This window comes from Streptomyces sp. NRRL F-5123, assembly GCF_000721495.1.
Lineage (GTDB): Bacteria > Actinomycetota > Actinomycetes > Streptomycetales > Streptomycetaceae > Actinacidiphila.
The window spans coordinates 16100-27934 of the sequence record NZ_JOHY01000008.1 but is presented as its reverse complement, the minus strand read 5'-3'; the positions used below and the strand labels follow the sequence as shown (position 1 = coordinate 27934).

The window sequence follows — 11835 nt, the reverse complement described above, 5'->3', positions numbered from 1 at the left end:
CACGTGAAGCCACGTCCTCAACGCCGCGCTCTCGGCATCGTCCTCGCGGCGACGCTCAGCGCGCTGTCCGTCAACGGGTGGAACTCACCCGCGAACGCGGACACCCCGCCACCGCCCGCAACATCCGACCCGGCGTCAGCCGGCCCGCTGGACGGGCCGCACGCCTCCCTCAAAGCCCAGGCCACCGGCAAGCCCGTGACCGTGGACGCGGCCACCACCCCGACGACCCAGGAAGTCGCCAACCCCGACGGCACCTTCACCCGCACCGAGTCCGTCGCCCCCATACGCAAATACACCGGCGGCGCGTGGAAACCGCTGGACGCCGACCTGGTCCGCCGCTCCGACGGCACCCTCACCCCCGCCCTGACCACCGACGAACTCACCCTGTCCGGCGGCGGCAGCGGACCGCTGGCCCAGATGAAGGACCTCGGACGATCCCTGTCCCTGTCCCTGCCCACCTCCATCCCCTCCCTCCCCACACCCACCCTCGACGGCCGGACCGCCACCTACACCGACGTCCTCCCGGACATCGACCTGAAGGTCACCGCCGACCCCCAGGGCGGCTTCTCCGAAGTCCTCGTCGTCAAGAACGCCCAGGCCGCCGCCAACCCCGCCCTGACCACCCTCAACTTCCCCGCCAACACCCACAACGTCACCCTCTCCGCCGACGCAGCCGGCAACATCCGGGCCAAAGACACCTCCGGCAACACCGTCTTCGCCGCCCCCGCCCCCCTGATGTGGGACTCGGCCACCACCACGTCGTCCAAGGCCCGGGCCCTGGACGCCCCTGCCGGCCCGCGGGTCCCGGGCACCGGCGACCCTGCGGCCTCGACGGCGCAGGCCCCCGGCCCGGACGCGCACGTCGCCTCCCTCACGGCCAGGGTCGCCTCGGGCGCCATCCGCCTCACGTCGGACTCCGGCCTGCTGACCGGCGCCTCGACGGTCTACCCGCTCTACATCGACCCGTCCTACACCGCGAGCGGCGGCAAGCTCCAGAACTGGACCTACGTCGACTCGCACTGGCCGGACACCAGCTACTGGGGCACCACCAACAGCGAGGGACTGCGCGTCGGGTACAACGGCTGGGACGCCCCGTACTACACGGCCGAGAGCTTCGCCAAGCTCTCCGTGAGCAGCCAGATCTACGGCGCGACGATCATGTCCTCCACCTTCTACGCCACCGAGACCCACGCGCCGTCGTGCACGGAGAAGAGGGAGGTCGACCTCTACCAGACCGGGGCGATCTCCAGTTCCACCACCTGGAACCACCGGCCCAGCAAGGGGACCCTGCTGGACAGCCAGACCGTGGCCTACGGCTACAGCGCCGACTGCCCCAACCACTCCGTGGGCTTCGACATCAAGTCGGCCATGCAGTCGATCGCCAACGCCAAGACCGCGTCCAGCATCACCCTGGGCCTGTACGCGGCCGACGAGGGCGACAAATACGGGTGGAAGAAGTTCGACCACTCCACCATGTCGATCTCGACCACGTACGACCACAAGCCGGACACGCCCACGAGCCGGAGCAGTTCCCCGGCGACGAGCTGCACCGCGGTCAAGACGGTCGGCGACGGAGACGTCACCCTCTACGCCAAGGCCTCCGACCCCGACGGCGGCACTCTCAAGGTGACCTTCAACGCCACCAAGACCACCGGCGGCGCCCAGATCGCCAAGGGCACGGTGTCCGTCGCTTCCGGAAAATCGGCTGCCTACATCCTGAAAAAGCCCGTCCTCGAGGCCGCGGCCGGCGGTTCCCTGATGGGCGTGTCGTGGAACGTCAGCTCCTCGGACGGCACCTACTCCTCCGCGACGTCCTCGACCTGCAAGTTCCAGTTCGACGCTTCCAGGCCCGGCGCCCCGGTCATCACCGACTCCGCCAGCATGCAGTGCAGCGACCCGGACAGCCCGGCGGAGTACCAGGTGGGCGTCCCTACCGCCTTCACTCTCTCCGCGAGCTCCGGCACGACACCGTCCAGCTACCTCTACCAGCTCAACGGCGCGGCGCCCGTCTCCACCACCACCTCCTCGATCCGCGTCACGCCCACCCGCGGGACGAACGTACTGTCCGTCACAGCCGTCTCGCCCGGCGGCAACATCGGTGACACGGGCAACTGCGTCATCACCGCCTCGCCCGCCGACACCGCCGGCGACGGCGACATGAACGGGGACGGCGCCGCCGACCTCACGATCGTCGGCAAGCAGGCGGGGCTGCCCAGCGGCCTGTGGCTCGCCAACGGCAACTCCGCCGGCCAGGCCGCCGCGGTCACGACGAACCTCGGCGCGCAGGGCACCGGGGTCAACTCGGCTGGCTCGTCGGCCGACTGGGACGGCACCCAGGCCGTCACGGGGCACTTCGGCACCGGAGCCGGGTTCAACGACGTCCTGGACTACAACCCCGCCACCGGCGCCGGCACGATCCTCTACGGCAACGGCGACGGATCCCCGCTCAGCCCCTACAGCGGCGACGAGGTCAACGTCAGCTCCCCGGCGTTCACCGACGACGACGGCCACATCGCTACCAGCGTCACTACCGGCGGAAACCTCTACCACGTTCTCAACGGGGAGCCGCTATCGACCGGCTATCCGGACCTCCTGGTGATCGACAACGGCCAGCTTCTGGACGAGCCCGGCTTCCCCTTCCCCGGTGCCTTCGGCGGCATTGACAACGCCATACCGATCTCTGCCACCGGCCCGACTGGAAGCGGTGACTGGACCGGCTGGACCATCACCGCCGCCCTCACCGACGGCATGCCGGAGCTGTTCGCCCGCAACGACACCAGCGGAGCCCTGTACCACTACTCCGCCACCGACCTGGCCAACCTCGCCAACGGCTCCCAGGCCGCCCCGGTCCTCGTGGCCGCGAGCGGATACCAGGCCGCGTCGCTGCCCATCATCCAGGCCGCCGACCTCAACGGCGACGGCACCGCCGACCTGCGCACCGTCAGCTCCACCGGCACGATCACTCCGCGTCTGTTCAACGGCACGACGCTGTCCTCCCGTCCCACCCAGGCCATCACGCACGCCGGCCACGCCTGGCCCCTGACGGACGGCACGGACGGCAACGTGGACACCGCGGCCGACACCGTCGGCACCCTCACCCTGCACGGCGGCACCGGCGCCACCTGGAACGACGGCGACGACCTGCACAGCCCGGACGTCGACCTCGACGGCACCAGCGCCGGCGTGCTCACCACCACCGGCCCGGCCGTGGCCACCAACGGGACCTTCACCGTCTCCGCCTGGGTCAGGCCCGAGGCACTGGACAGCAAGGTCGTCGAGCAGGAAGCCACCGTCGAACCCGGCTTCGTGCTGTACTCCAACTCCGCCGACGGAAGCTGGCGCTTCGCCATGGCCACCTCCGACACCGGTCCGGCGTGGGACATCGCGACGTCGCACGTGCACGCGGCGCTCGCCGGCGCCTGGTCACACCTGGTGGCCACGTACGACCCCGGCACGTCCGCCATGTCGCTGTACGTCGACGGGGCCCTCCAGGGGACGACGACCCATACCAGGACGTCCTGGAACGCGACCGGCTCCTTCGACATCGGGGAGTTCTTCAGTAGCGGCAACCACAGCAGCTACTTCAACGGCCAGGTCTCCGACGTCCAGACCTGGAACTCTGTCCTCACCCCCGCGCAGATCGCGGACCTCAGCTGGGCGCACTCGTCCGCCATGCCCACCGGACCGATGGCGTCCAAGGTGGCAGGCCTGTGCATGGACGACCCCCAGGGCGACGTGACCAGCGGGACCAGGGTGCAGGTCTATACCTGCAACGGCAGCCCCGCGCAGAACTGGACCCAGTACCCCAACGGGACCCTCCGTCCCCACGGCCACGGTGACGTCTGCGTGGACGTCGCCTCGGGCGGCACCACCGCCGGCTCCCTCGTCCAGCTCTACACCTGCAACGCCACGCCCGCGCAGGAATGGCAGATCCTCGACAACGGGCAGGTGAAGAACCCGCACTCCGGACTCTGCCTGGCCGACCCCGGCGCCACCACCACCCTCAGCACCCAGCTCGCCCTCGCCGCCTGCAACGGCGGAACGGCGGTGACCTGGACAATCCCGGGAACGGGCCCGGCCAACGAGTGGATACTCGACGAGACAAGCGGCAGCACCGCGCACGACGCCGTCGCCGCCAACCACGCCGACGCCACCGGCGGCGTCGCCTGGGGCACCTCCACCGACGGCGCCGGCCGTACAATGCCCGCCGCCACGCTGGACGCCACCGGATCCTTCCACTCCACGCACTGGGGTGTGGACACCACCCGGAGCTTCGCCGTCTCGGCCTGGGTGAACGTCACCGATCTCAGCAAGTACCAGACGGTCATGGCCGCGGCCGGCACCACCAGCTACGCCTTCGACCTGTACTACTCCCCCGCCTACCAGGCGTGGATCTTCAACCGCTCCGCGTCCGACACCGCCGATCCCACGCTGATGCGCTCCAAGTCCACCGACAACCCGGCCATCCCGGCGCCCGCGGTGAACACCTGGACACTGCTCACCGGTGTCTACGACGCCACGAGCGACCCGGAACGGCCAGCCGTGCGGTTGTACGTGGACGGCGTGCTGGCCAGTTCGGTCGCCTTCCCGTACACCCCCTGGGACGCCCGGGGCCGGCTCGACATAGGCAGCGACCTGTTCGACGGGGCCTACAACCCCGGCGACCTGCTGAGCGGTTCCATGGCCGATGTCCGCAACTACGGCCGGGCCCTGACCGACCAGGAGGCCTACGCGCTCTACAGCACCGGGACCGGCGCACCCACCCCGGCCGCCCACTGGCGCCTGGACGAGACGAGCGGCACCACCGCCGCCGACGCCATCGGCGCCCATGACGCGACGCTGAACGGCACCGCGACCTGGGACACCACCGACCACGGCGGCTCCCTGGCCCTGGACGGCGCCGCCGGCTACCTCACCACCGCGGGGCCGGTGCTCGACACCGCGAACAGCATGACCGTCTCCGCGTGGGTCAAGCTCGACGACGCCTCGGCCAACAGCACCTTCGTCGCCGCGCAGGGAGTGCACACCAGCGTCTTCCAGCTCTACTACTCCACCGGCTACGGCTGGACCTTCAACCGGCTCGGCTCCGACGTCGACACGCCGGTCATCACCCGGTCCTACAGCGGACTCGACGCCGTCCACACCGGGGTCTGGACCCACCTGGTGGGCGTCTACGACCGGGACGCGAAGACCATCCGGCTCTACGTCGACGGCGTCCCCCAGCCCCCCAACTCCTTCACAACCCCCTGGACCGGGACGGGCGACCTACAGCTCGGCCGGTACGCGAAGGGCTCCCTGTCCGACGTCACCCTCTGGAGCACGGCCCTCACCCCCACCCAGATCGCACACCTGGGCTGACCCCTGCCGGACCACCCGTGGGCCCCTTCGGAGACGAGCCACGTCCCCGAAGGGCCCACCGGTGGCCGGGCGCCCCGTCCCCAGAGGCCTTGCGTCAACTCCACCGGCCGTTACGGGTTTTTCCGCGACTACAGGCTGACGTCCAGGACTCAGGCGGCTGCCCGACACCTTCACCGCGACACTCCTGCACTGGCACCGGCGGTACACCGAGGCCAGCCCCGGGCCTCTGTTCGTCTTCGGCTTCCTCCCCGCCTGCCGCGGCGCAACCACTGTGCGACCGGCGGCCCGGTTTCGCCCCGGGGCGGGCTCGGCCGGGGAGGTTGGGGCTGCGGCGGGGGTGGGGTGTCAGGAGCCGGTTGCCTGCCAGGCTATGGCCGTCTGGGTGGTCGTCGTGCGCGTCAGCCAGATGTCGACAGAGGTCGCGGAGCGGCTGCCGATGCCCACTCCTGTGACCTCGTTACCGGGAAGGGTGGTCTGAGCGGTGGCGACAACAATTGGGGCGGTGGTGAACAGACCGTCGGGGAAGGTCACGGTGGCCTTGGTGGGGGTGGACGGCGCGCTCGGGGTGATCACGACCGTCCCGGCGGTGGTGACCATCGGCACGGCAGGTGCGACGCCGTCCAGAAAGTTGTCGCCGCACGATGCCGGTGCGGCGGTATAGGCGTCGAAGGGGACAGCGCGGCCCCGTGGCGCGGCCAGGGCAAGAGTGCAGTTGGCGGTGACGGTCAACCACGTCGAAGTAGTCAGCCCGCTGCCCGTATCGCCGGGGACACTGCTGGTGCAGTCGTTCTGCGAGATGATCGTGCGCTGCGCGTCGCCGCAGGAGAATGCGTGCGTGAAGGTCGTGCCCATGATCTTGTTGCCGGTCACCTGGCACGCGTAGGTCCCGCTGAGCCGGACCGCGGCGGTGACCGTCGAGTACATCCGGTTGTTCTTCACGGTCAGGGACTGCACCCCGAAGGCGCTCCCCGCGGTGATCTCGCCCGCCTGGATGCAGTAGTTGGCAGGGGTCTGCACCTTGATGACCTCGTTGTCGCAGATGCTGCCGACCAGGCAGGAGGCGAGGTAGATGCCGTTGGAGGACGACCCGTAGACCTGGTTGCCCTCGATGTCGACGTACGACCAGCTTCCGGTGCTGACAGGGGCTGCGGGCGGGACGAGGTGGGTGTAGGGGTCGACGCGGATGCCGCCGGCGCCGGGATTCTTGATGATGTTGTTGCGGATGAGGAGCCGGGACCCGCTGGTGGTTTCTCCCAGCCCGGCGTAGATGCCGTGGCCGCCCGCGTCGGTGACGACGTTGCCCTCGATGATCGACTCGGTCCAGGAGCAGGCGCGGATCGCTATGTCCAAAACGTCCTCGGCGACGTTGTCGAGGACACGGATCCGGCTGTGCGGCGTGCTGCCCACGCTGTGGCAGTCGACCAGTCCTCCCCAGCCCCCCGACTCGTCCGACGTCCCGGCGTAGCAGTTGCGGATCGTGATGTCGTCGCACGGGTTCGCGTCGCCCGTCTCGTCGCCGGTGTCGATCTGGATCGCACCGCGTATGGCGGTGTTACTGCCCTTGGTGTAGCCCTCGAAGCGGCAGTTCTCGATCCGCACATGCTGCATGCCCTGGATGTCGATCGCGTGGTAAGTCGTCAGGTTGCGTACGGTCACATCACGGATCACATAGTTGCGCCCGTGGTTGATCGTGAAGCCCTGGCTCGCGACGCCCTTCCCGTCCCACGTGCCGCCCGATATCGACACGTCCCAGTGGTTCGTGTAACCCGAGTAGTTCGCGGGGCTGGCGATGTCGCCCTCGTCGTTCATCATCGACCCGGCGGCCGTGGCACCCCAGAACAGATGCGCTCCGTAGGCGACGACCGTGGTCCCGTTGTAGACGTGCAGCGTGCGGGTCAGCTTGTAGCTGTATCCGCCGGGGATCAGCACGATCTGGCCGCCGTCGCCGCCGGCAGCGGTCAGCGCCGCCTGGATCGCGGACGTGTCGTCGTGGGAACCGTCGCCCACCGCCCCGTAGTCGAACGGGTTGTAGACACCGACCACACCGGCGGTGGCAGCGGCCGCCTGCTGCTCACTCAACGCGGCGAGCGCACCGACACCCGCGGCAGTGGCGAGCCCACCCCGCAGCAGCATCCCGCGCCGGCTCACAGCGGTTCCGGAGTTCTCGCCCGCACCCGGCAGCCTGGTGGCCGGACGGTCGCCGGGCGCTGCACCACGACGGGAAGAGGTGACGGCGAAGTCGGTCGGTACGGAACTGTCCTGTCGACGGCTCACTCAGACTCCTTCTAGGAGAAACGCTTCACCACGCAAACGACCAGGATGCCCCGAGGGATGGCGGCCACCGACGGCACGGTGAGGGCCGGGGCCGACCGGCGTGCCGTGGAAGGCCACTGACACGCCGGGCCAAGGGAGGAGGTGGCAGCGCGCGAAGGGTGCAGCCGAGCCCCCACCGCAGCCGTACCTGTACAGCGGCCGGAGATGCGCTCGGCTCCGAGCTCCCCGGACGAATTGATCCCCCCGCCCCCGCTCCTCCCCCGCGGACACGCCCACCGCCGCGACGTGGTCAACGGACTCGTACATGCGTACCACCGCACTGGCCCGTGGAAACCCCGCGGTGGAACTCCGGGATTGGTCGGTGGCCGATGGCTTGGGCACGAGGACTCCCGCGGAACGCCGAGGCGTTCGACGACGCCTTTGAGTTCCCTTGCGTGGACCACATGACGCGGAGGCCCCGGAAAAGTTCGACGCCCAACGACAAGTGTCATGTGACCGCGCACGTCTGATGCGCTGGCCAGCGGAGATACAGGCATCCGCCGGTGCCTCTCACAAGCTCTCACATTCGGAATCGGACATCACAGACGTCAAAGGCCTTCCCCGCGAAGCGGGAACGGGCTCTGACCTGTGAAAACACCGTCGGGACGACAAGATTTGAACCTGCGGCCCCTCGACCCCCAGCAAAACCCCCGGTCAAATTCTGTCCCGTCCACCACCGTGTGAGGGCTGATGCCACCTCATGATGCAGAGTCCGTGGTAGCCGTGCGAGAAGCAGCCGTGCGACAGCGAGTCGCCCCGCTCTGGCTCACCTGCGAATCTGCGACGGCGAAGGTCCATGCCGCTGCGCATCGGGCGAGTCCGCTGAACCGACCGGTGCACTGCCAGATCGGAGCTCAACCTGTTCAACGAGTCCCAGCAGAGCCTTGCATGGTCAATTCCAGTCTCATCGGCCGCGCAGCTCCGGTAGTCATCGAACCTCTTCCGGCATCCACAGGAGTCATCGGTTGCGGACTCGCTTCTTGGCGTACATCTCCTCGGTGGTGACGCGGAGAATCTCACCGGCATCGACACCGCATCCCGACCAGCCTATGCCGAAGCTGACCTCGTGCTGGAAGGCGTGTCCCTCGAAGCTGACTGGGGGAATGACGCCATCGGCAGGTGGGTCATCAGGGCTTGGACTTGCTGGATGCCGAGGCCGTCGGAAAGAGCGGCGAAATCGGCGCCGCGCAGCCGGGACACGGCGTCGCCGTCGCGGACGGCGCCGGTGATGCGGAGAAACTGGTCCGCCCGCTCCCACGTTGCTGCCCGCGTTCCTGGCTTCCAGCCGAACATCACGGGTGTATGTAACAGAGCCCCAGCGTCTCCCCGACGACCACTTGGCTGTCAGGGATCTGAACCGACCTGCTGGCCAATGTGCCTCATGGGCAGCCGAGCGGCCCCTCTATCACGTAGGTTCCATCGAGATTAGGGAAGAGGCTGTGGGGTCTGGTGCAGGGTTGGGTGACAGGTTTACCTGCCCCACCATTTGGGTTCCGGGCTTGGTGGCTAACCGGCAGCCCGAATGGTGTGGTTCTCGGAGAGTAGCTCGTACTCGATGGGAGTTCGGGACGCAACCGGTGGAAATTGCGATTGACCAGGTCCTCGGAGGTGACGACGCGCCGCAGCCGCTTGATGCGCGCCAGCCCGGGCAAGCCGTGAATCCCGGCCTGTGTCATCAGCAGCGGTCCTGGAACAGACCCGGATGCCCATGCCCATGGTGAGCTCGGCGTGAACACGGCGGTAGCCGTAGGTGCCACGGGAGGCGGCGTGGACCTCCCGGATCAGTCCGGTCAGCCAGTCCCGCCGCAGCTGTCGCGGTGTGGCCGGCGTGCGCTTGTGCTTGTAGTAGTTCTGCCGGGCGACCCCGAGGATCCGGCAGCATCGGTCGACCGGCTCCCCGGCATCGACAAGTCGGTCGATCACCGGGTAGAGCCTTTGGGGCGGGGCTTGTCCTCGCCGAGGAACCTCGGCGCCTGCCGGGCGATTCCCAGCTCGGTTTCCAGCTCACGGATCCGCTGGCGAGCAGCCCGCAACTCAGCAGACTCGCTCGACGGTGTTCCCGCTCGCTGCCCGTCGTCGATGTCGTCCTGCCGCACCACTTCGAAAATGTGACCGGATGTATGCCGAGCTCGACCGCGGTCTGCTTGGCCTGCTTGCCAGCGCGACGGCGCGCGCCCGGAACTCCAGAGGATAGGGACGAGGCTGGACTGCCAACTTTCCGTGAAGGGCTGTCAGCCAGTCACCAGAACTGGAACACAGGAGGTAGGGCAGGTCAAACCGTATGCACACGGCTCTGCCAACGGTGCTGGCTCACCCGGTCAAGAGAGGAAGCGATTCGAGGCCTCGGACCAGGCGCGTGCGGCGCCATGTCAGCTCCTCCGGGGGAACCGCGAGGCGGAGGCCGGGAAAGCGGGTCAGGACCGCGCCGAGGGCGATGCCGGCCTCAGCCTTGGCAAGCGGAGCGCCGAGGCAGCGGTGGATGCCGTGGCCGAAGGCCAGATGGCCGGCGGCGTCGCGGTCCAGCTGAAAGCTCGCCGGCTCCGGATAGCGGGCCGGGTCACGGTTGGCGGCGCCGATCGCCACCTGCACGGGCGCGCCCGCGGGGATGTCCGTGCCGCCGAGTGTCAGGGGCTGCTCGGCGTACCGAAAGGTGGCCGTGCTCACCGGGGAGTCGTGGCGGAGCAGCTCGTCCAGGACGCTGGGCAGTTCGCCAGTACTGGCACGCAACCGCGCGCGCTCTTCCGGATGCTGCAAGAGGGTCAAAAGAGCCGTACCGAGGAAGTTGGCGGTCGTCTCATGGCCGGCGACGAGCAGCAGGCAGGCGAGGGACACGAGCTCATCCTCGGTGAGCCGGTCCTCGCCGTCGCGGGCCGCGATGAGCCGGTCCAGGAGCGCCTCGCCCGGCCGCCGGCGCTTCCACGCGATCAGGTCCGTCATGTACCCGGCCAAGTCGTGCGAGGCAGCGTCAATACGGTCCGGACGTCCATCGGCGAAGAGGTCGGCGGACCAGCCCCGTACGTCCGCCCGTTCGGGCTCCGGAACACCGAGCAGCTCACAGATGACGGCGACCGGCAACGGTACGGCCAGCCCCGCTACGGCGTCGACCCGTCCTGCGGCAGGCCACTGGTCCAGCAGCGCCTCCACGGTGCGGGCGATGAAACCGTCCAGTCGGGCAACCGCCCCTGCGGTGAACTCCTTGGTGACGAGCCCACGCAGGCGGGCGTGCTGCGGTGGATCCGTCGCCAGCATGCTCTGCGCGATGGCCGGGTGCAGGCGACGCTTCGATCCCTTGTCCGCGAAGAAGGCAGCGGTGTCCTTCGACAGGCGCGGATCGGCCAGCGCCTGCCGGGCCTCGGCATATCCGGAGACCAGGTAACTGACGCGTCCGGCCCCCGAGGTCACCCGCCGCACGGGGCAGGGCGGCACGGCCTCCTCAGCGAGGCCGACCACGGCGTGCACCGGCTTCCCCGAAGTAGATGAGGTCACAACGTCACACTCCAACAACGTCGGGGCGTTCGTCTGCCGGAGCGGCGTCCAGCGCGGCGCCGCCGGCATAGGCATGGGCGACCGTCACCAACCAGTCTGCCTCAGCTCGAAGGTCTCCACCGCGCGGGGTCAATTCCGCAACGACGGCGTCGCAGGGCTTCCGCCCCGAGCGGAGGGCAGCCAACGCTGCTCGCGTGAGCGCCGCTTCGACAAGGCCGGCACCCAGCGTGGTGTGTGCATCGATGCGCCGCCGAGCGGTCTCCAACACCGTCTTTGAACGATAGGGACGCAGCTCGAGGAGACCGTCGCTGATCTCGATGACACGTCGGTGGAGACGGAAGCCCGGATCGAGGTTCATGTCGTCATCATCCTCGGCCGCCCGAAGGACGATGTGCGGCAGGGCGTCCGCCAAGTCCCTCCACAGGGGCTCCAGGGAGACAAGCGAACGAACCTCCCAGCGTCGCCGTTGGGACTGCTGGATCGGGTAGACGACGGCCGGGAGAGTGACCCCGACTCCGATGAGAAGCACAGCGCATGCGGGCGCGGTCACGCTGAACACGCACGGCGCAGCCACCAGAGACGAACAACCCGGCCCTTCAGTCGCCGACGGGCATTCGCCTCCTCGCGGAAGAAAAGGAATGACATGGCAGCGACGAGAGCGGCGGCAAGGACCACTCG

The 11835-nt window shown here is 68.8% G+C and carries 4 protein-coding genes and 1 pseudogene; 1 reads left to right on the top strand and 4 read right to left on the bottom strand.

Translation table 11 applies throughout. The features are described from left to right. Positions 1–3 precede the first annotated feature (3 nt). Positions 4–5358, top strand: a complete 5355-nt coding sequence (locus IH54_RS47610) for a LamG-like jellyroll fold domain-containing protein (protein WP_031514937.1) — start codon at positions 4–6, stop codon at positions 5356–5358. Positions 5359–5703: 345 nt separating this feature from the next. Here the strand turns inward: IH54_RS47610 and IH54_RS0109740 are convergent, their stop codons facing one another. The 4 genes and pseudogenes from IH54_RS0109740 to IH54_RS46125 all read right to left on the bottom strand — a co-directional run bounded on the left by IH54_RS0109740 (position 5704) and on the right by IH54_RS46125 (position 11707). Next, positions 5704–7632 (bottom strand): right-handed parallel beta-helix repeat-containing protein, encoded by a 1929-nt coding sequence (locus tag IH54_RS0109740; protein WP_159011765.1) that lies wholly within the window; start codon positions 7630–7632, stop codon positions 5704–5706. Positions 7633–9242: 1610 nt separating this feature from the next. Continuing rightward, a pseudogene (locus IH54_RS46685) lies at positions 9243–9885 on the bottom strand (transposase); the annotation flags it as partial. 96 nt (positions 9886–9981) lie between these two features. After that, the gene (locus IH54_RS0109730) at positions 9982–11130 is read right to left on the bottom strand and encodes a cytochrome P450 family protein (protein WP_052397259.1); all 1149 of its coding nucleotides are present in this window, start codon (positions 11128–11130) and stop codon (positions 9982–9984) included. Positions 11131–11161: 31 nt separating this feature from the next. Further along, the gene (locus IH54_RS46125; RefSeq protein WP_324607768.1) at positions 11162–11707 is read right to left on the bottom strand and encodes an MAB_1171c family putative transporter; all 546 of its coding nucleotides are present in this window, start codon (positions 11705–11707) and stop codon (positions 11162–11164) included. Positions 11708–11835 lie beyond the last annotated feature (128 nt).